20 protein-coding genes are annotated in these 21,541 nt (G+C 42.8%); 7 read left to right on the top strand and 13 right to left on the bottom strand.

Annotation, left to right across the window (positions count from 1 at the left end; all coding sequences use genetic code 11):
* Positions 1 to 186: 186 nt before the first annotated feature.
* Positions 187 to 1,767 carry a nitric oxide reductase transcriptional regulator NorR gene (gene norR / locus HNW13_RS16290; protein WP_192114067.1) on the bottom strand — a complete coding sequence of 527 codons (1,581 nt, stop codon included), beginning with the start codon at positions 1,765 to 1,767 and terminating at the stop codon, positions 187 to 189.
* A 187-nt stretch (positions 1,768 to 1,954) separates the two neighbouring features.
* Here norR and hmpA point away from each other — a divergent pair, with 187 nt between their 5' ends.
* Positions 1,955 to 3,136 (top strand): NO-inducible flavohemoprotein, encoded by a 1,182-nt coding sequence (gene hmpA / locus HNW13_RS16285; protein ID WP_192114066.1) that lies wholly within the window; start codon positions 1,955 to 1,957, stop codon positions 3,134 to 3,136.
* Between the two features lie 157 nt (positions 3,137 to 3,293).
* On the opposite strand, the gene HNW13_RS16280 is transcribed toward hmpA, so the two are convergent.
* From HNW13_RS16280 to HNW13_RS16240, 9 genes are all read right to left on the bottom strand, one after another.
* Positions 3,294 to 4,451, bottom strand: a complete 1,158-nt coding sequence (locus HNW13_RS16280) for a PP2C family protein-serine/threonine phosphatase (RefSeq protein WP_192114065.1) — start codon at positions 4,449 to 4,451, stop codon at positions 3,294 to 3,296.
* 8 nt (positions 4,452 to 4,459) lie between these two features.
* Positions 4,460 to 5,035 carry an ABC transporter substrate-binding protein gene (locus HNW13_RS16275; RefSeq protein WP_101084988.1) on the bottom strand — a complete coding sequence of 192 codons (576 nt, stop codon included), beginning with the start codon at positions 5,033 to 5,035 and terminating at the stop codon, positions 4,460 to 4,462.
* Complete coding sequence (gene mlaD / locus HNW13_RS16270; protein WP_101084987.1) at positions 5,035 to 5,484, bottom strand: outer membrane lipid asymmetry maintenance protein MlaD; 450 nt, start codon at positions 5,482 to 5,484, stop codon at positions 5,035 to 5,037. The genes HNW13_RS16275 and mlaD overlap by 1 nt, the downstream gene beginning before the upstream one ends.
* 12 nt (positions 5,485 to 5,496) lie before the next feature.
* On the bottom strand, positions 5,497 to 6,291 hold the full coding sequence (locus HNW13_RS16265; protein WP_162024038.1) for an ABC transporter permease: 795 nt from the start codon (positions 6,289 to 6,291) through the stop codon (positions 5,497 to 5,499).
* On the bottom strand, positions 6,291 to 7,088 hold the full coding sequence (locus HNW13_RS16260) for an ATP-binding cassette domain-containing protein (protein WP_101084985.1): 798 nt from the start codon (positions 7,086 to 7,088) through the stop codon (positions 6,291 to 6,293). The genes HNW13_RS16265 and HNW13_RS16260 overlap by 1 nt, the downstream gene beginning before the upstream one ends.
* The gene (locus tag HNW13_RS16255) at positions 7,081 to 7,410 is read right to left on the bottom strand and encodes an STAS domain-containing protein (protein ID WP_011639120.1); all 330 of its coding nucleotides are present in this window, start codon (positions 7,408 to 7,410) and stop codon (positions 7,081 to 7,083) included. The genes HNW13_RS16260 and HNW13_RS16255 overlap by 8 nt, the downstream gene beginning before the upstream one ends.
* 6 nt (positions 7,411 to 7,416) lie before the next feature.
* The gene (locus tag HNW13_RS16250) at positions 7,417 to 7,818 is read right to left on the bottom strand and encodes an ATP-binding protein (protein WP_101084984.1); all 402 of its coding nucleotides are present in this window, start codon (positions 7,816 to 7,818) and stop codon (positions 7,417 to 7,419) included.
* 3 nt (positions 7,819 to 7,821) lie between these two features.
* Entirely contained in the window at positions 7,822 to 8,619 is a 798-nt protein-coding gene (locus HNW13_RS16245; protein ID WP_192114064.1) for a VacJ family lipoprotein, read from the bottom strand.
* Between the two features lie 275 nt (positions 8,620 to 8,894).
* Positions 8,895 to 9,113 carry a DUF6500 family protein gene (locus HNW13_RS16240; protein WP_162024040.1) on the bottom strand — a complete coding sequence of 73 codons (219 nt, stop codon included), beginning with the start codon at positions 9,111 to 9,113 and terminating at the stop codon, positions 8,895 to 8,897.
* Between the two features lie 278 nt (positions 9,114 to 9,391).
* Between HNW13_RS16240 and HNW13_RS16235 the strand changes: the two genes are divergently transcribed.
* A complete protein-coding gene (locus HNW13_RS16235) occupies positions 9,392 to 10,138 on the top strand; it encodes a phosphatase (RefSeq protein ID WP_192114063.1) in 747 nt (248 codons plus the stop codon).
* A 163-nt stretch (positions 10,139 to 10,301) separates the two neighbouring features.
* Here the strand turns inward: HNW13_RS16235 and HNW13_RS16230 are convergent, their stop codons facing one another.
* On the bottom strand, positions 10,302 to 11,030 hold the full coding sequence (locus HNW13_RS16230; protein WP_192114062.1) for a single-stranded DNA-binding protein: 729 nt from the start codon (positions 11,028 to 11,030) through the stop codon (positions 10,302 to 10,304).
* 65 nt (positions 11,031 to 11,095) lie between these two features.
* Positions 11,096 to 12,463 (bottom strand): MFS transporter, encoded by a 1,368-nt coding sequence (locus HNW13_RS16225; RefSeq protein ID WP_101084979.1) that lies wholly within the window; start codon positions 12,461 to 12,463, stop codon positions 11,096 to 11,098.
* Positions 12,464 to 12,707: 244 nt separating this feature from the next.
* Between HNW13_RS16225 and uvrA the strand changes: the two genes are divergently transcribed.
* From uvrA to HNW13_RS16205, 4 genes are all read left to right on the top strand, one after another.
* Entirely contained in the window at positions 12,708 to 15,569 is a 2,862-nt protein-coding gene (gene uvrA / locus HNW13_RS16220; protein ID WP_192114061.1) for an excinuclease ABC subunit UvrA, read from the top strand.
* 50 nt (positions 15,570 to 15,619) lie between these two features.
* Positions 15,620 to 16,591: a M20/M25/M40 family metallo-hydrolase gene (locus HNW13_RS16215; RefSeq protein WP_192114060.1), complete on the top strand. Its 972-nt coding sequence runs from the start codon at positions 15,620 to 15,622 to the stop codon at positions 16,589 to 16,591.
* Positions 16,592 to 16,845: 254 nt separating this feature from the next.
* Entirely contained in the window at positions 16,846 to 18,738 is a 1,893-nt protein-coding gene (locus HNW13_RS16210; RefSeq protein WP_101084976.1) for a DEAD/DEAH box helicase, read from the top strand.
* 183 nt (positions 18,739 to 18,921) lie between these two features.
* Positions 18,922 to 19,083, top strand: coding sequence for a hypothetical protein (locus tag HNW13_RS16205; protein ID WP_162024045.1), 162 nt, complete (start codon positions 18,922 to 18,924; stop codon positions 19,081 to 19,083).
* Between the two features lie 14 nt (positions 19,084 to 19,097).
* Here the strand turns inward: HNW13_RS16205 and HNW13_RS16200 are convergent, their stop codons facing one another.
* Positions 19,098 to 20,066 (bottom strand): DMT family transporter, encoded by a 969-nt coding sequence (locus tag HNW13_RS16200; RefSeq protein ID WP_192114059.1) that lies wholly within the window; start codon positions 20,064 to 20,066, stop codon positions 19,098 to 19,100.
* A 207-nt stretch (positions 20,067 to 20,273) separates the two neighbouring features.
* Between HNW13_RS16200 and HNW13_RS16195 the strand changes: the two genes are divergently transcribed.
* The gene (locus tag HNW13_RS16195; protein WP_192114058.1) at positions 20,274 to 21,377 is read left to right on the top strand and encodes a phosphoribosylaminoimidazolesuccinocarboxamide synthase; all 1,104 of its coding nucleotides are present in this window, start codon (positions 20,274 to 20,276) and stop codon (positions 21,375 to 21,377) included.
* The last annotated feature ends 164 nt before the right edge of the window (positions 21,378 to 21,541 follow it).

Genomic DNA, 21,541 nt, shown 5'->3' with positions numbered 1-21,541 from the left:
CATTAATCCTTTAGGAAACTCTAATTAATCCAACTTCACTCAGTATATAGACCAGAATTTTTCGGAATATATTACTGAAATAACAAAATATATTCTAATTAATCTCAAATCGTCATTACTGCAGAACGAGATGGCTTCAGACGAGATAATTAGCCGCTCACGTCACGGCTTCTTTGGATATCATTCTTAATATGCCGCGTTAGGATCAAGCCCTAAACGACGCATGGTGCGGATTAAATTGCTTCTATCCAGCTGTAAACTTCTGGCAACAGCGGCTAAATTACCTCTTTCGGTCGCTAATACCGTCTGTATTATTTGTCGTTGGTACTCATCGGTTGAATCACGTAGTCCAAGGGTTAACACCTGCGATAATGCAGCTGCGGCATTACTGTCGCTGATATTATCAACCTCGGCTATTGCTGGTGCTACTGTATGGCTCACAACAAACTCTGAACCGAGATGAACACGACTTATGTTAATGATACTGGCATGACGCCCTTGCTCGCTAATAGCCCTTAACGCAGCTCGACTGAGTAAGTGTTCTAACTCACGCACATTGCCAGGCCAATGGTATTGAGTTAACTGATCAATGGCGGTTTGCTGTAACCTCAGTTTCGCGACGCCAAGCTGATGTTGGTTTTTTTCTAAAAAATAGCCAGCCAGTAAAATAACGTCTTTACCACGATCCCGTAATGGTGGCACAGGTAAAGGATACACACTCAAGCGATGATATAAGTCAGCCCTAAAGCGACCTTCTTTGACTTCTAACTGTAAATTACGGTTAGTAGCGGCAACAATTCTGACATCCACCACGATAATATTATCGCTGCCGACTCGTTGAATTTCACCGTTTTGCAACGCACGTAGTAACTTAGCTTGCACCGCAAGTGGTAACTCACCCACTTCATCTAAAAATAATGTCCCACCATCAGCCAATTCAAAGCGGCCGCGACGGTCACTTACCGCACCAGAATACGCGCCTTTTACGTGACCAAATAATTCACTTTCAACGATGCTTTCTGGCAATGCAGCACAGTTAATTTGTACTAGTAGTTGCTCGCTGCGACGTGATTGCTGATGAATACTTTTGGCAACCAGCTCTTTACCCACGCCAGTTTCGCCAGTGATTAATACCGATAGATCGCTGGCTGCAACGGTATTTATCTCAGACAATAAATCCGTAATTGCGACACTGTTTCCAATAATACTCGACGGTCCAGCAGTCGCTAACATGCACTGCGCCACTTGATGATTACGTTCAACTTGCACTTCTAATGCTTCAATATGTTCACTGGTACTAATCGCAGCGGCCACAGCAGCAATATAAGCGCGGGTTTCGGTTGGGTTAAGCGCATCAAAGCTACCTGCTTTCATGGCGTCTAAGGTTAAAACGCCCCACGCTTTACCGTCGATATAAATGGTACTGCCCATGCAGTCATGCACGTGCAATTGTTCACTACCATCATCGACTAAACCGTCGTAGGGATCGGGCAGTGTTGAGTCGGCATCAAAGCGGGTAATATGTGGGTTAGCTAAAATTTGCTGTAAGCGTGGATGGTGGTTGATCGAAAACTGTCTAGCGAGGGCTTGTTGCTTTAGCCCTACAACAGCCACAGGGACTAAATGATCATGTTTAAGTTTTAACAAGGCCACTACGTCACATGGTATAGCGCGCTGAATCGCTAAAATCAGTCGTAAGTATCGTTCCGATTTTATCAGGTCACGATTTAAGTCTTCTACAATGTCGATAAAGGGAACAATATTCATAATATGTCAAATTAACCCAATTTAGGTTAATTTGACATATATATTGATCTAGGTCAAATTAACCCTTATGAAAATTATACCTGCTAAATCAGCTAGATAAATATTGGCGTGTTCTGTGCAATGTATGGGTAGACAAGGTAATTGATTGAAGCTTATCGCTATTTTACTCCCTAGAAGGAAATCATTAATGTTAGACACTGCAACTGTTCAAATTATTAAAGCCACCGTTCCGGCTCTGCAAATTTACGCTAATGACATCACCAGCCATTTTTATCCATTACTGTTTGCACAGCATCCAGAAGTATTACCATTTTTCAATCAAACTAACCAAGCCAAAGGCACTCAGCCTAAAGCACTGGCAAATGCGGTTATTGCTTACGGTGCCAATATTGATGAATTGGGCAATTTAAGTGATGCCGTTAGTAAAATCGTTCAAAAGCATGTTGCATTAGGCATTTTACCTGAACAATATGACGCTGTTGGCAGTTGTTTAATACAAGCCATTAAAGCCGTACTCGGTGATGCTGCAACAGACGAAGTGATTGATGCTTGGACCAAGGCTTACGGCCAATTAGCCAACATATTGATTGCGGCGGAAGAATCAATTTATACAGCTAAAGAGCAACAACAAGGTGGTTGGCGTGGCGAGCGTGACTTTATTTTAGTCAAACGTGTAGATGAAAGCTCAGTGATTACCTCATTCTACTTTCAACCTTTTGATAATAAAGGCTTACCAAAATTTGATGCTGGGCAATTTTTGACCTTAGTATTTGATGATATCGACGGCGTATCAATGCGTCGTAACTACAGTCTATCTGACGCGGCAGGCAAAGATTACTTAAGAATTAGCGTCAAGCGTGAACCTAATGGCGTGGTTTCAAATCACTTACATAACAATATTCAGTTAGGCGATAAAGTGAAATTACGTGCACCCAGTGGCGATTTCATCTTACGAAAAAACACCAAGCCGTTAATATTATTGACTGGCGGTGTCGGTATTACTCCTGCGATTAGTATGCTCAATACTGAAGCGGGTTCAGGACGCGATATTCGCTTTATTCATGCGGCCATAAATAGTGATGTCCATGCGTTTAAACAGCATGTCGATCAACTTGCCTCAACACATGACCATATAAAACCTTTGTATGTTTACAGCCAACCAGAACAACACTGCCAACCTCATGCCACTGGGTTTATTGATGCATCAATCATTGCAGAGCAACTCCCTGCAGACCGCGATGTAGAATTTTACCTGCTTGGCCCTACCGGTTTTATGAAAGCAGCATTGGCCATCGCCACCAGCTTAGGTGTACCAGCAAGCCAAATTCATTATGAATTCTTCGGCCCAGCTGAAGCATTAACCGCTTAATAGCCCAACAAACCAGTGAGATAAAAAAAGCCCTGAGCGTTAACTCAAGGCTTTTTAGTTATTGATAAAAACGATTAAACCTGTGACTGGAGATGTCCTAGAACGGGATATCGTCATCCCAATCTTCATCTTCTCAATGATTAAATACTCAATTAGCTTAAATAAACTGGATTGCGCACATGGTCAAATCATCCTGAAACTCTGAAAAACCGCAAAACTGTTTCATTTGCTGCTCCAGATACTCCAGCATAGCTTCGGGTTCATCGGGTGCTGCGCTGATGGCTTTTTCTAAGCGATCGAAACCAAATAATTCTTTGTGGGCATTTTGCGTTTCGATGACCACATCGGTATACACAAATAAGATATCACCTACATCAACACTAACCCGGTAGGTATCCCAATTTTGCTCACGCAGTACCCCAATAGGAATGCCACCTTGATCTAAGGCAACCAGCCTGTTGGCTTTTTTCAAATAGGCGTGAGGATGGCCTGCATTAGCATAAATAAGTTCTTTCTCTTGGAAGTTATAACGCATTACTGTAGCGGTTAAAAAGCTGCCACGAGGCTTTTTAGTGAAAAAATGTTGATTGATATAATTAAGCACTTCAGAAGAACTACTGTTTAAATCTTTCGGTTCAAAGGTGCGTAAGATGGCATCTATCATGGCGGTTTCTACTGCCGCGGCAGGGCCGTGACCCGATACGTCAGCAATAATCATTCCGATATCACCCTGGACATCTGGGCGACTTTTACCAAGGTCGACAATGTCTAAATAATCACCACCAGCACCTTTCATCGCTTTATAGGTATAAGCCATTTTAACAGAGCTGAGTACGATACCTTTGTCTGGCAACATCAATTGCTGCAAGCGCGAAATTTCTTCTATCTCATCGCGGATCCACACCTGGGCAGCGTTAAGTTGTGATGACGCTTCGGAAAACTGGAAGCTTTTTAGCTGGTACAAAAGCCTAAAATACAACGAGCTAACATGATGCGATTCAGTTCCTGCAGGTAAATTAAGCAGAATAATACAGTCAAATAAGCTCGATTCTTTACCAAAAGGCAGTACCCAACACACTTTACCATCGTCCTTTAGAGGCACAATTTCCGTAATACTGTGTTGTAACGACAATGCTTTAAATTGTTGATAGAGCCGGGTGTAATGCTCATCACACAAGGATGAAAAATTACAGCTGACTTGGCCATTTTTTTTAATTAAGTAATAATTAAACTCACTTAATGTGACTGCCAAATTGGTTTTAAACCATAAGGTTTCATCAATAATGCTGTTAGCTAATGCTCTATCAATATTCAAGGGTAACCTTACTTTTGGGCTAATTTAGCAGCAAGGGCTTCATTCAAACCAGTGACACCGCTTTTTTTCAAAGTACTTTTATAGTCGTTACTAAAGGTACGGATCATCGATAAACCTTCAGCAACAAAATCGTAAATTTTCCATTCATTATTACGTTGATAAAGCTGATATGAAACCGGAATGATATTTTCTTTGGTATGAATTTCAGTATCTACCGATGCATAAACCTTTTTCTTGATTGTTTCATTGGTGTAATCAACCGTTTGATTATCATACTGTTCTAGCAACACAATATAGGTATCGACTAATACGCCTTTTAACAACACCATAAATTGACGTTTTTCGGTATCGCTTGCCTGTCTCCAATACTTACCTAACACTCGTTGTGCAGAGGCTTGTATGTCGACGTGTTTTTCAATCACATCACTGAGTGATTGTTTTTTCTGTTCGACTGACAAGGCGCTATTTGATGCGATACTAATGATATCTGTCACACCTAATTTAACGCGTTCTGTTGGTTCTTGTGCCGCCAAAGCTAGAGACGGCATCACTAGCATCATGATTAAAAAAATTATTGATTTCATTATTTATCCTGACTAAACATATATTTGCTTATTAACTCTTCGATGCTGATTGATGATTCTGTTTCAATAAACTCTTCACCATCTGCCATGTTTATTTCTGAACCACCGGTAGATATTTTAACAAATCTGTCGCCAATAATACCTGATGTACGAATAGAGGCTATCGAATCATCAGGTACGGTAATCGCATTATCTAATGATATTTTAACCACTGACTCATACGCTTTAGGGTCGTAATTAATCGATTGAATTAATCCAACACGTACACCTGACATTTCGACAAAGGCACCTTCTTTTAAACCTGAAGAATTTTCAAATTTAGCCACTAAGGTGTAGTTACCACTATTAGTGACCGATGCTCCACCAATGGTAATTGACATAAATACCAAGGCCCCAATCCCGAATAATACAAACAGGCCGACGAGAAAATTGACGTAATTGTTTTTCATTGAAACCTCTAGTTATAGCGCTAATGAGCTAACGATATAGTCACTAAATAACATAATAATTGCACTCATTACCACCGCCTGAGTGGTGCCATTGCTGACGCCTTCAGCGCCCATATTTTTTTGATTTAAGTGTAAATAAAAGCCGTAATATAAAGGTATCCACATAATAAACAAACCAAATACCAGTGACTTTATTTGACCAACCAGCACATCTTTAAAGCTAATGGTATCCATTACACCTTGAATATATGCACCAGGACTTTCTCCTTGAATGTGTACTCCAACGATATAGCCACCGCCAATGCCCACCAAGTCAAAAACGGCCGTTAGCATAGGCACACAAAACAACGCCGCTAACAGTCTTGGCAGCATCACATAGCGGTAACTGTTAATCGCCATGCAATCAAGCGCATCAAATTGTTGCTCGTTACGCATAATACCAATTTCTGAACAGGTCGCAGAGCCAACTCGTGCTATTACCATTAATGCTGTCATCACCGGACCTAATTCTTTAATCAGGCTCAAGGCAACTGCCGAACCCAATAAATCCACTGAACCAAATCGCACTAAGGTATCGTAAAACTGCAGCGCCACAACCATACCGGTAAAGAGCGCCGCAACAATAATGACAATTAAAGACCGATTACCAATAAAATATATCTGCTTAATCACTTGCTTAAATGACACCAGCCCAGTGAATAGGCTGCTGACGATACGCATTAAAAATAATGTTGCTAGGCCAACACTTTCAATATTTTTACGCGTTGCGGCACCTAAGTTACTGACTGAATTAAACAAGGCATTCATTATTTTTCATCCTTATTTAACAAACGATTGAGATAAACCTCACCATCATCTCTGTAAGTGTTCGGTTGACGGTTGATCATGTTTTGAATGCGTTCATCTGGCGAGTTTTTAATCTCATCAACGGTGCCATTCGCCACCACTTCACCCGCAAACAATACCACCACGCGATCGGCAATTTTAAACACACTTTCTAGCTCATGAGTGACCACCACTATGGTCATGTTCATGGCATCTCTCAAAGTGAGAATAAGCTCGTCAAGTTCAACTGCAGTTGTGGGATCAAGCCCTGCTGAAGGTTCATCAAAAAACAGTAATTTAGGGTCCATAATTACGGCCCTAGCCAGTCCTGCTCGTTTTAGCATGCCGCCTGATAATTCCGAAGGCATTAGATGGCCTGTTCCAGCCATGTTCATTAATTCAAGCTTCATCCGCACCATAATATCAATGGTTTGGGTATCCAACGAAGTGTTGTGCTCTAAAGGTAACCTGACATTATCTGCCACCGTTAATGAACTCAGTAGTGCACCGCCTTGGAAAGCCACGCCCATTTTTTTGCGTAAGTTACGTAATTGCTTATTTTTAGCCGTGAAAATATTCACACCATCAATCATGATAGTGCCTGACGTAGGGGTTTTAAGCCCAAGCATATGGTTAAGCAAGGTACTTTTACCAGAACCAGATCCGCCCATCACCACCAGAATTTCGCCGGGGTTGACCTCTAAATTGACGTCTTTGAGTACATGGGTATCGCCATATTGGGCAAACAAATGCTCTACAGTAATGATAGGGTTAACCATTGTTACTCACAGCACTTACTGAATCAGCTAAGTTAAACACCGTGTTTAAACGGGTTAGTTGCAGTACTTGAAGCGGTGAACCATTGGCACCAACGATATGAAATTCAGTGTCATTCTCTCTGGCTTCATTGAAAGCTTCAACCAGTGAAGCCATGCCTGAACTATCGATATATTGCAGGTGGGTGAAATCGACAATGATGTTATTTTTACTCTTAATTAATTTTATGATGTCGAGTTTGATACTGCGAGAGTTGCTCAGATCGACCTCGCCATAAAGCTTAACTACTTGGTAATTGTTATGTGTCTCAATTTCAATATTCATTTAATATCACTCAAATTTAACCGTCAGTTCTAGCCAGTTACCTTTGCCTTTATGTGGGATAAGTCTTACTTTTTCAGCCACATAATGAATAAGACAAAGGCCTAACCCACCTGGTTTACATAAATTGTTTTCTGCCGGTATTAATTGCTTGTCAGTAATCTGCGAACACACATCTTTAATCACAAATAGCGCATGCTCATCATCACTGCTGACCACGATTTCTATACAGCCCTTTTTCGACATGTGATAACCATGACGAATAACATTGGCACAAGCCTCATCAACGGCCAATACGATTTCATTGACTTTACCTTCGCTAAAAGGAAAATCGCGGCATGCATCTACCACAAATTCGCGAATATTTTTTAATTCACTCGTACAAGATGAAAACGTTTTGATGTTTGACATTGGCTAGTCCGTTACCTTGTAATCAGTGTGATCGTCTGATTTGTCGTCTGCAGGTGCGTCATTTAATAGCTCATCATCTAATAGTTCGTCATCAAACTCTAGATCAAATTCGTCAGATTCAGTCTCATCCACTTTACCGTCATTGACCAAGTGAGCATCTCGCTGCAAATAGACATCTTTAACATAGCCATAAGGATCTAACGATCCGTCTAATATGGGTTCATATTGCTTAAAATCAATCCGACTGTCTAAACCTTCCAACACAAACTTTCCGGCCCTTTGTTCAAACGACAGAATAGATAAGGGATACACAAAAACATCAACAAAATCGCCGACGGTATTACGTGCAGTACTGGCGCCATAAACAGGCCACATAATGAAAGGCCCATTGCCAATACCCCAAACACCAAAGGTTTGCGCAAATGTTTCTTCTTTTTTCACTAATCCCATATCGGTAGCAGGATCAAAAAGACCCACAAGGCCGATTGTGGTGTTGACGACAAAACGTAAAACACTGCTACCGCTGTCGGTCACTTTCCATTGTAAGAGGTTATTTACTGCATAAAGAGGTTCACTTAGATTTGATAGCAGATTTGTCACACCTTGTCGGATCGGCTGAGGGATGGTTTCATAGCCTTCAGCTGCTGGTTTTAAAGCATATTTGTCCATGACCTGGTAATTAAAGTCCCAGCTTTTTCGATTAACCGCTTCGAATGGATCACCCGCTGTTGAGGTGCTAGCGCAGCCACTAAAAAATAGTAAAGTGGCGCCAATAACTAACAGTCGACCAATTATTCCCACTCATTCCTCCGGCTTTTTTCAAAAAATATCTGCTAACTATATCGGTATTAAGCACGACATTTAATATCGTTAATGTCACTCAAGAGTGAAAATATAACATTAAAACGGTCAAAACTATTAGTACAATTTTGATTGATCGTTCAAAAACGACTTGTGTCATCTAAAAACCCGTTAAGCGATTAAGCTTAATCATTAAGGCATGACTTAATCTATATATCGGTTACTTATTGAATATTGGTCAGTATTGCTCCGCCGCACATAATTTATTCAGACTATTACAAGCCATTATGAATCATTTGTTTAATTTTGTGGGCCTTCACAAAATGATCCAATTGGTGTGTTTGAATCCACCATGTTGCCGCTTCCATCAGCAATTGAGGATTATCATTTTTGTTGGCAAAAAATGCATAAAATGACAAACCGACGTTATCGCCTTTCGCCGCAATTTTTTTATCACACACGGCAATAATTTTCGCTCTTAACTCATCTCTCATTATTCAGCCTCAACTCGGGTTAAGAAGTGGAATATATAAGGCAAAGTGACAACATTCGGCCTATTTCATATCAAATACCTTACAACATCGTTAATATCATGTGCGGCCGATTGGCTCACTACAAATGCCGGAATACAGCCATGTATAACGCCAAGGCATCTTCGACAATATGCCTCAATACCTGCTTCAAGTAATCAACAAAAGTGATCATAGAGAAAGCCCAGTTAACAGCGTAGACTTGATGCCTACTGTTTTTGATTCAGAGAACGAGACTCGCCATGAAATTCCTTGTTGATATTCACGCGCATACTATAGCGTCAACTCACGCTTATAGTACCTTCCATGATTACCTTTGTGTTGCGAAAGCCAAAGGTATCAAGTTATTCGCCATTACCGATCATGGCCCAGATATGGCTGATGCGCCCCATTTTTGGCACTTTGTAAATATGAGAGTGTTACCTAGAATTGTTGACGGTGTTGGCGTGCTGCGCGGCATTGAAGCGAATATCAAAAATGAACATGGCGAGATTGATTTTTTTGGTGATTATTTAAAAGAGCTCGATATTGTGTTGGCAGGGTTCCATGAACCCGTTTTCCCACCATCGACTAGAGAGGCTCACACTACAGCACTCATCAACTGTATTGAAAGTGGTAATGTCGACATTATTACTCACCCAGGCAACCCTGCTTATCCAATCGATATTAAGCGCGTCGCCGCTGCCGCTGCCAAACATAACGTGGCGCTAGAGATAAATAACTCCTCTTTTTTGACGTCGAGAAAAGGCAGTACATGTAACTGTATTGAAATAGCTAATGCAGTAAAAGCAGCAGGTGGACTGCTCGTTATGGGTTCTGACTCGCATGTTGCTTTTAGCTTAGGCGAGTTTGAAAAAGCCATTGAGGTCATTGAAACAGTGGAATTTCCAATTGAACGCTTACTGAACCGTAGCCCCAAAGCGTTGTTGAGCTTTCTGACGGCAAGAGGTCATAAGTCACTTGATGAATACTCTGCTTTAATCGAATAAAACATTTTATATCCTAAAACTGCCACAGTGATATTTACACCATAAAGATACTGCTGGCAGAGTCAGTCTCGTTGCTTCTCTAACGTAGAAAACAAAAAGGCCTGCAAAAGCAGGCCTTAAAAGTTTTAATCAACACATTGGATTATGTAATCTCTAGTGAAGATTAGAACGGAATATCGTCATCCCAGCCTTCATCTAAATCTGGAGTGAAGTTTTGTTGTGGCTGTGGTGCTGGACGCTGTGCAGGAGCATTTTGTGGTTGGAAATTACCCTGAGGTGCAGCGGCTGGCTTTGGTGCATAAGCAGGTGCAGCTTGTTGCGCTGGCGCAGATTGTTGCTGGTAACCACCACCTTGCTGGCCAGCATTAGGCTGAGCTTGGTAAGCTTCATTACCTGCAGCAGGCGCAGTTTGATTGTATTGCGCTTGTGGCTGACGAGCTTGAGGTGCTGATGCGGGACGAGACTGTTGTTGTCCCATATTTTGTCCGGCGTTTTGCCCAGAGCTTTGACCTTGCCCTTGATACTGACCACCACCGGCATTATCACCTGAGTTGCGGCTGTCTAACATTTGCATTTCCATAGCGTTGATTTCAGTCTTATAACGGTCTTGACCGGTAGTCTGATCTTGCCACTTACTGGTTTGCAATTTGCCTTCTAAATAAACTTTAGAGCCTTTCTTTAAGTACTCGCCAGCAATTTCCGCAAGACGACGATACATAACAATGTTGTGCCACTCGGTACGTTCTTGCATTTGACCTTGTTGGTCTTTCCACGACTCACTTGTCGCTATAGTAAAGTTGGCAACAGCATTGCCGTTTGGCATGTAACGAACCTCAGGATCTTTACCTAAGTTACCGACCAAAATCACTTTATTCACACCACGACTAGCCATCGAAATCTCCTGAGATTTTTATCTGTTTACTTTAACTGAATACTAAGCTGAATGATCTACACGATCTAATTCACAGAGCCTAACACAGCTCGCGCTTCGCTTAAATTGAATTTATCATCGACCTTTAAATAAGCCACTTTCTCTTCGAGCACCACAATGGCCTCTACAACACCGATTAACTGTGACAATTTACTGGCCATATCTTGTGCATCGCTTCTATCTTTTACTGTAGCTTCAAGAGTATAGCTTTTCAATAATACAGGCTTTTGCATACCGAGGGTCAAAAATAACCACACACACATTAGCCCTAGCGCAACAAAAAACACTCCCGATGCGCCGACGAGCTGATAAGCTCCGCCGCCTAACATGCCGCCACAAAAAGCGCCTAAAAATTGACTAGTTGAATACACGCCCATAGCCGAACCTTTATCGCCGACAGGACAAAACTTAGCAATCAAACTTGGCAATGATGCTTCAAGGTAATTAAAGCCGGTGAAAAATAGCACTACAGCGCCACTTAACACCCAAAGGTTATCGGCATACAGCCCCATCGCGGCAAGTGACACCATCATGATCATTAACGACAACTGGAACATGGTTTTGGTGTTGTTGCGTTTCACCCCAATGATAATTAACGGCACCATTAAGAAAAATGCACCAACAAAAGCGGGGAAGTACAGCATCCAATGCTTTTCTTTGACTAAACCGGCATCCACCAAATCGAGCGGCAATGCAACAAACACCGCGGTTAGCACTAAGTGCAGAATAAAAATACCTGCATCTAGGCGAAATAACTGCGGGTCTAACAACATACGCTTTAATTTTGTCGGAGTGGCGACCGTATCGCCTTTAGGCGCTTGGCTAATAGGATTGGGAACAAAAAACTGCACAATTAACATGCCCAATACTGCCAGAACTGCGGTTAATAAAAACAACCCCGTTAAGCCCATGTATTGCGCCACAATAGGCCCGACCAATAATGACAAGGCAAATGAAAAGCCAATACACATGCCGATAATCGCCATGACTTTAGTGCGCTGCTCGTCTCGGGTTAAATCGGCGGCAAGCGCTAACACGGCGGCAGCTATTGCGCCCATACCTTGGACTGCGCGACCAAACACTACCCCGTAAATGTGATCCGATGATGCGGCAATTAAACTACCAATGGCAAACAATACCAAGCCACCTAGAATAATCGGCTTACGTCCGTATTTGTCGGACAAAATGCCCATTGGGATCTGTAAAAAAGCCTGGGTTAATCCGTAAGCACCAATGGCAATACCCACCCATAGCGGTGAAAAGCCTTCAAGGTGCTGACCATACAGCGCGAAGACAGGCATAATCATAAACAATCCCATCATTCGTAAACCAAACACACTGGCTAACGAAAATGCGACCTTTTTCTCCATACCCGACAGTCCATTACTGGCCATGCTGTTGCCCTTCGATAAGTAATTCAACAATATTATAAGGTGCGCATATTATCACAGCGCCAGAAATTAGCTCAAAAGGAAATCACAGTTTTTGATATAAGGTGTTTTATCTGCGCATGTTAAACTTTAGCTGAGTTTTATGCGTACCATGAAACCAACATAGTCAAAATTGATATGAAGTCCCCCAACAAACTATGCGATACTGATCGCTGTTTTGTTTTACATAAGTCATAGAGTGATATAGATGGATAAAATTGAAATACGCGGTGCCCGAACCCACAATCTTAAGAACATCAATCTAACCATTCCCCGTGACAAACTTATTGTGATAACTGGGTTATCCGGTTCAGGAAAATCATCATTAGCCTTCGATACTTTGTATGCAGAAGGCCAACGTCGTTATGTCGAATCGCTGTCGGCGTATGCGCGTCAATTCTTGAGCTTAATGGAAAAACCCGATGTAGATCATATTGAAGGCCTTAGCCCTGCCATTTCAATTGAACAAAAATCAACCTCGCACAATCCGCGATCGACCGTCGGTACCATTACCGAAATCTATGACTATTTACGCTTGTTGTTTGCCCGTGTGGGCGAACCTCGCTGCCCAACGCATAATCAGCCGTTGTCAGCGCAAACAGTGAGTCAAATGGTGGATAAAGTGTTGGCGATGCCGGCAGATAGCCGTCAAATGCTGCTTGCGCCAGTGGTTAACGACCGTAAAGGTGAGCACGTTAAGTTGCTGGAAAGCTTATCGGCACAAGGCTACATCCGCGCCCGTATTGACGGTGAAGTATGTGACTTAACCGATCCTCCAACATTAGATTTACACATCAAACATACCATTGAAGTGGTTGTCGATCGCTTCAAAGTACGCGAAGACATGAAACAGCGCTTGGCTGAGTCGTTTGAAACCGCTTTAGAATTATCTGGTGGCATTGCAAAAATTGCCAGTATGGATGATAGCAAAGCCGAAGAACTGATATTTTCAGCTAATTTCGCGTGTCCGCATTGTGGCTATTCGATGGCCGAACTTGAGCCGCGTATTTTCTCGTTTAACAATCCGGCCGGTGCTTGTCAAACTTGTGATGGTTTAGGTGTGCAGCAGTTTTTTGACCCTGAACGAGTCATTGCTAATGATGAACTATCGTTAGCTGGCGGCGCGATTAGAGGCTGGGACCGACGCAACTTTTACTATTTCCAAATGCTCAGCTCTCTAGCCGAACATTATAAGTTTGATGTTGAGAAGCCATATGCCGAACTAAGTGACAAAGTTAAAAAGATTGTCTTATATGGTTCTGGCAAACAAAACATTGCCTTTAAGTACATTAATGACCGCGGCGATGTTGTGATCCGTAACCATCCGTTTGAAGGCATTTTAAATAATATGGATCGCCGTTACCGTGAAACCGAAAGTAACTCGGTGCGCGATGAGCTGTCTAAATTTATTAATATGCAGCCGTGTAACAGCTGTGGTGGTTCGCGCTTACGTGAAGAAGCCCGTAACGTATTTATTGGTGAGTTAAACCTACCGCAACTGACCATTTGGTCGATTGGCGAAGCTAAACAATACTTCGACACCGTCGTGTTTGAAGGACAACGCGCGCAAATTGCCGAGAAAATCTTAAAAGAGATCAGTCAACGCCTTGGCTTCTTGGTCAATGTGGGGCTTAACTATTTAAGCTTGTCGCGCTCAGCTGAAACCTTATCGGGTGGCGAGGCGCAACGTATTCGCCTAGCCAGCCAAATTGGAGCGGGTTTAGTGGGCGTGATGTACGTGCTTGATGAGCCTTCAATTGGTTTGCATCAACGCGATAACGAACGTTTATTACAAACCCTGATCCATCTGCGTGATTTAGGCAATACCGTGATTGTGGTTGAACACGATGAAGATGCGATTCGCTTAGCAGATCACATTATCGATATTGGCCCAGGTGCCGGCGTACATGGCGGTGAAGTCATTTGTGACGGTACGCTAGAAGATATTCTTAACTGTGAAGCGTCGGTTACGGGCCAATATATTTCCGGTAAAAAGCAAATACACATTAGTGACCAGCGCACCCCTATCGATCCGAAAAAGGTGATTGAGTTATTTGGCGCATCGGGTAATAACCTAAGAGATGTTGATTTAACCATTCCAGTTGGATTGTTTACCTGTGTTACTGGCGTATCGGGTTCAGGTAAATCGACACTGATTAACGACACTTTCTTTAAAATTGCCCATAGGATGCTCAATGGCGCTACCGTAGATGAACCTGCACCTTACAGAAGTATTGAAGGCATGGATCATTGCGACAAAGTCGTCGATATTGATCAAAGTCCTATTGGCCGCACGCCACGCTCGAACCCTGCCACCTATACGGGTATTTTCACCCCAATACGTGAACTGTTTGCTGGCACACAAGAATCGCGCACCCGTGGTTATCAAGTGGGTCGCTTCTCGTTTAACGTCAAGGGCGGTCGTTGTGAAGCCTGCCAAGGTGATGGGTTAATTAAAGTGGAAATGCACTTTTTACCTGATGTTTATGTGCCTTGTGATTCGTGTAAAGGTAAGCGTTATAACCGCGAAACCTTAGAAGTAAAATACAAAGGCAAAAACATTCACGAAGTGCTGCAAATGACGGTTGAAGACGCTCGTGGCTATTTTGATGCGATTCCATCTATTTCACGTAAATTGCAAACCTTAATGGATGTCGGCTTGTCGTACATTCGCTTAGGGCAAAGCGCGACAACCTTATCTGGCGGTGAAGCTCAGCGCGTTAAACTGGCCAAAGAGCTGTCTAAACGCGATACAGGTAAAACCTTATACATTTTAGATGAACCCACTACAGGGCTTCACTTTGCCGATATTCAACTATTGTTAGAAGTACTGCATCGCTTAAAGTCTCATGGCAACACTGTCGTGGTGATTGAGCATAATTTAGATGTGATTAAAACCGCAGACTGGATTATCGATTTAGGCCCTGAAGGTGGTGCTGGCGGCGGCATGATTTTAGCTGCAGGCAGCCCAGAAGAAGTAGCAGAGCACCCAGAGTCTCATACCGCGAGATTCTTAAAGCCGATGTTGGCGCTTCACAATAAACGTGTAAAGGCTAAAAAAGCCAAATAACACGCTGAGATAAAATACCAAACCTTAGGTGAATAAGAGGAGAGCACATTATGTTTACGACTCAAATTCACCTCAAGGTATTGGCTATGATGTTATTGTGCTGCTTACTCAATGCCTGCAGCCAAACACCTCAACAATGCTCGTCAGCTATTATCACCTCTTGGTCTAGCGCCCATAGCCAAATTACTGAAGATATCACCACACTGAGTTCCACTGAATTTCAAGGCCGCAAGACTGACTCTGAAGGCGCCCGCCTCACTCAAGCGTATTTAATCACACGATTTACAGAGATGGGCTTACAACCCTGGCAGTCAAATTTTGCCGTCCCGTTTAGTTTTCAACATCAATTTTCGACCGTCTCTGGGGTCAATATTATTGCCACTATTGCGGCAAGAAATAGCTCAAACCGATGGCGAGTGATTACCGCTCATTATGATCACTTAGGTCAAACGGCCAATAAAATGTATCCAGGTGCTGATGATAATGCCTCAGGCATTGCCGGAATGATGGCAATTGCAGCCCAATGGCAGGAAAATCCGCCGTTAGATGATGTTAATTTGATGATTGTGGCAACCGACGCTGAAGAACCAGGCTTATATGGCAGCTATGAATTAGTGACGTTATTGCAGCAATACCCACAGATGGACATTGAGCTAAGTGTAAACTTGGACATGATAGGTCATCCAGATCGGCGCAGAGCAATCTACATGGAAGGGCAAAAAAATCTGTCAAATTTTGAGTCAATCAAACCATTGTTGATGCAACAGACCCAATTATGTATTCGCACTCATCACACAAATTTACTAAGTGGCCGGATGAAAAAAAGTGATTGGCTCAGAGCGTCAGACCATTACCCATTTCATAAAGCCGGCTACTCCTGGGTGTATTTTGGCGTGCCACCCCATGCGCAATATCATACGGCCGACGACACAATAGCCACGTTAGACATCGACTTTATTGTGGCGGTTGCTGAAACAGTATATCAAATGCTCAGCATCGATAAGCTGACCAAGGCCCCATAAACAGCCTAATTCACGCCAACAAATGTTCATTTTTCAACCAATTAACAAATCTTAAAAATCAAGAATCAGGCCAATCTTAAACTAGAATAGGCAATTTAATGTTTATTTTCAGTTTTTACGTGGTCAACTAGCATTGTTGCTGCTATAATACGCCCCCTTATCGGCGCGGGAAATCGACACGGGGTTGATTTTCTGTCTGTGAAACTTTAGCACGAGCTTCCGAACTTCGTGCGCATCCACAAGGCTACAACTCAATGTCATCTGAAAGAACTTTCCGCGAACTCGGCCTGTCTGAGTCTTTGTTGCGTTCGCTTGACGAGTTAGGTTATGAAAACCCAACTCCTATTCAAGCTGCTAGTATCGACCCGCTTATGGCTGGTAAAGATATTATCGGTCAAGCACAAACCGGTACCGGTAAAACAGGCGCGTTTGCCCTGCCTTTACTAAACAAAATCGACATGAAAATCAATGCTCCACAGATTTTAGTGTTAGCACCAACCCGCGAATTAGCGGTTCAAGTTGCCGAAGCATTTGGTAGTTATGCCAAATTCATGAAAGGCTTCCACGTACTACCGATTTACGGTGGTCAAAGCATGCAACAACAATTAAACGCCCTTAAGCGTGGACCACAAGTGATTGTTGGTACTCCTGGTCGTGTAATGGATCACATGCGTCGTGGCACATTAAAGCTAGATAATCTAAAAGCCTTAGTATTAGACGAAGCCGATGAAATGCTAAAAATGGGCTTCATCGATGATATCGAATGGGTATTAGAGCACAAGCCTACTGACAGCCAACTTGCATTATTCTCTGCCACTATGCCTGAGCAAATTAAGCGCGTTGCAGCTAAGCACTTAACAAACCCAGTGAACATCAGCATAGCGTCTAGCCAGACAACTGTTGAGTCTATCGACCAACGTTATGTGCAAGTATCACAACACAATAAACTAGAAGCGTTAGTACGTGTTTTAGAAGTTGAAAATACTGAAGGTATTATCATCTTCGTTCGTACCCGTAACAGCTGTGTTGAATTAGCAGAAAAATTAGAAGCCCGTGGTTATGCTTCATCTCCATTACATGGTGACATGAATCAACAAGCACGTGAGCGTGCTGTTGAGCAGCTTAAGCGCGGCAAGTTAGACATTTTAATCGCGACTGACGTTGCGGCACGTGGTCTAGACGTTGAACGTATTGGACACGTAGTAAACTACGATATTCCTTATGATTCAGAAGCCTATGTTCACCGCATCGGTCGTACAGGTCGTGCTGGTCGTACTGGTATGGCAATCCTATTTGTAACCAATCGTGAAATGCGCATGTTACGCACTATCGAACGCGCTACAAACAGCCGTATTTCGCCAATGAAAGTGCCTAGCCCTGAATCAGTTGCAGAGCGTCGTTTATCTCGTTTAGGCGAGCAAATCCAAGAAACCATTAACGGTGACTTAGATTTCATGAAAAACGCTGTAGCTGAATTATGTCAACAGCTTGAAGTTGATACCGATTTACTGGCTGCTGCATTGTTACAACAAGTACAGCAAGAGCGTCCACTACAGTTACCAACGATTACCGAACGTCAACGTGATTCACGTGACGAACGTAGTGATCGTGGTAGTGACCGTGGTGATCGCAATAGTAGCAGCGACCGTCCACGCCGTGAACGCAGTGACCGTGGCGAGCGTAGTAGCCGTCCAGCACCAAATAGCTTTGGTGATGCAGAAGGCTTAAAAGATAACCCAGACGTTAAAATGAATCGTTATGTTATCGATGTAGGTCGTGAAAATGGTGTTGGTGTAGGTAATATCGTTGGCGCTATCGCTAACGAAGCAAACATCGATAGCCGTTTCATTGGTCAAATCCAATTGTTTGATCAAGTCACAACCGTTGATTTACCAGACGGAATGCCTAAAGACATCCTTTCGCACCTAAGAAAAGTGCGTGTGTGTGGTCGTCCTTTAAACATTCGTGAAGCGGGTGATGAAGTGTTTGCTGACACGACTCGCGGCGCAGGCGCTCCACGTCGCCCACGTAGTGATCGTGCTCGCAGTGACCGTCCACGTACTGACCGCCCAGCGGGTGATCGTCCGGCTAGTGACCGCCCTGCAAGTGCAGAGCGTCGTCCACGTAAGCCACGTGACAACGGTTAATCATTCAGTTGAATGACACAAAAAATGGAGCCTAAGGGCTCCATTTTTGTTTTCCGCGTTTGGTTAAACCAATTCTTTATAAGCTAAAAATGATAAAACCAATTAACACTAATTAATTTGGTTACTGCAAGAATGTAGGTAATATTATCATTCTCGAATGAATTAACCCGATAGGTAATCTAAATGGATTTTTTACTCGTCGTTGCACAAATATTTGGCTCGCCATTCCTTGACGCTACAAAATCAGCTAAACAAGATAAAACCTTATTGTGGATGATGATAATTGGCGGCACACTATTTAGCGCATTTGGCTTAACGCTCTATTACCTTGCGCAACATAGTTAATGCCTAGCGACTATTTACAATACAGTCCTGAACGCTTTTGCCTGCTTACGCTTTTGATACATAGGCACAATTTGCACCACAAATACCGCACACACAATCAGCACAATCCCCATCAATGACAATGCATCGATGTTCGCACTGGTAAATACCCCGCTCCACCAGCCTAAACTGACCACTAATTCGGTGGCACTAAAACTCAATACCGGCGTTAACGATAACATCGCACTCACTTGCGCGGTTGGCCAATAATGTAAAACTTGACCAAAACAGCCATACGCAATCAAAGTATTGGCGCCGCAAAAAAGTACTATCCACCATTGATCGAGCGTCATAGCTTCAAACTGACTAAAGTCACTAAATGGCGCCATAAGCACAATGCCTAATGCGTAAATAAATAACAGTACATTACTGGGTGACAGTCGTTGGCTCACCGACTTTTGTAACAAAGCATAGCTGGTCCACGACATCACCGAAAACTGCACAATCATAATCCCAACCAACACTTGATGATCGCTCGCTTGATTTAAATCGAGCTGCGGATGGAAAAACATCAGCATGCCCAGTCCAAGCGTGGCAAAACAACTTAACTGAAATGCATTAAAACGCTCTTTGAAAAACAACACCCCACCAAATGCCAAGAAAAAAGGCGCGGTTTGGAAGTTAAGCTGTGCAGTGCCTGGAGCTAGATATCCCAACGAATAAACAAACGACACGTAATTGCACATCAACAGCACGCCAGCGAGCACCAATTTCAACCATACTAATGAAGGTAAACCGACAAATTGACGTAATGCACCTAAGCGCCATTGAATTAACAAGGTCACGACTAACGCCATGACAAACCGAAACCAGGTCAGAGTAACTGGTGTAATGAATCCACCTGATAGCTTTAATGCTATAGGCAAAATACCCCAGAAAAAGACTGCTATAGAAACAAATATCAGTCCTAAACGGGCATTCGCGCTTTCTTGTTCACTGTTCACGTTGGTTTATCCATCACATCATTAAGGCGTTAATTCTGCCTGAATAACCCAATAAAGTCTTTATCAAGAAAGGTTAACCTTACCCTTGATTGTTCGCATAACAAAAAAGCCTATTTCAACCCCTCCTTTTATCGTGCAAACGCTTTGAATGCAGGTAAAATAGCCGCCATAAAAACCTATGTACCCTACTAACTAAGGAACACTCGCATGAATCTTGCCGATTCCGTTCTTGCCGTGAACAATGATTTACCTATCCGTACCGACAAGCCTGTCCACAGTGGCAAAGTACGCAGTGTTTACTGGTTAACCGACACAGACAGTCGCCGCTTAATCCGCGACAAAGGTTACGATGTACCTGAAGATACTCCGCTAGCAATTATGGTGATCAGCGACAGGATCTCGGCGTTCGATTGTATTTTTCATGGCGATGGTAACTTGCAGGGTATTCCAGGTAAAGGCGCTGCACTGAATGCGATTTCAAATCATTGGTTTGGTTTATTCGCCGAAAATAGTTTAGCTGACAGCCACATTCTAGATATTCCGCACCCTTTTGTATGGATAGTGCAAAAAGCTCGCCCAATTAAAGTCGAAGCGATTTGTCGCCAATACATTACCGGCTCAATGTGGCGTGCTTATTCAAAAGGCGAACGGGTATTTTGTGGTATCACCTTGCCAGAAGGGTTAAGCAAAGATCAAAAACTGCCAGAGTTACTGATCACCCCGTCAACCAAAGGTATCTTAACCGGCATCCCGGGCGTGCCTGCGCAAGATGACGTTAACATTAGCCGTAGCGATATTGAAGCTAACTACCAAGCCTTTGGATTTGAAAAACCACAAGATATCGACTTGTATGAAACCTTGTTAAAGCAAGGCTTTAAAGTAATTTCAGATGCGCTAGCAAAGCTTGATCAAGTGTTTGTCGATACTAAATTTGAGTTTGGCTACGTCAATGACAAAAATGGTCAATCAAAACTGATTTACATGGATGAAGTCGGCACACCAGATTCATCACGTATTTGGGACGGTGCTGCTTATCGTGAGGGCAAGATTGTTGAAAACTCAAAAGAAGGCTTCCGCCAGTTCTTACTGAATCATTTTGACGATGCCGACATTTTGCTAAACAAAGACAGAATGCCAGAGCGTGAAGCACTTGCTCGTGACAACGACTTACCATTAGACGCGATGATGAATGTATCGCGCACTTATATTGGTGTTGCAGAAAAAGTCACTGGTTCAAGTATTCCATTACCAGCCAACCCAAAAGCGGACATTATTAAAGTGCTACGTGAACAGTATGATTTAATTGTATAAATTAATTTAACTGGATAATAAATAAGGCGCTAATAGCGCCTTATTTATTATTAGCTGACCACATTAATACCAATAAAAAGAAGATTATCTTCGACCCAAAATCATCATCAGTGAATAGCTACACGACCATCAAGAAGTCTTCAACTGCCAAACACTCAGCGACG

The sequence above is a fragment of the Shewanella sp. BF02_Schw genome, from assembly GCF_014596695.2.
Taxonomy (GTDB): Bacteria; Pseudomonadota; Gammaproteobacteria; order Enterobacterales; family Shewanellaceae; genus Shewanella.
Note: the sequence above shows the minus strand (reverse complement) of the source record. Positions and strands in the feature narration are given on the sequence as shown.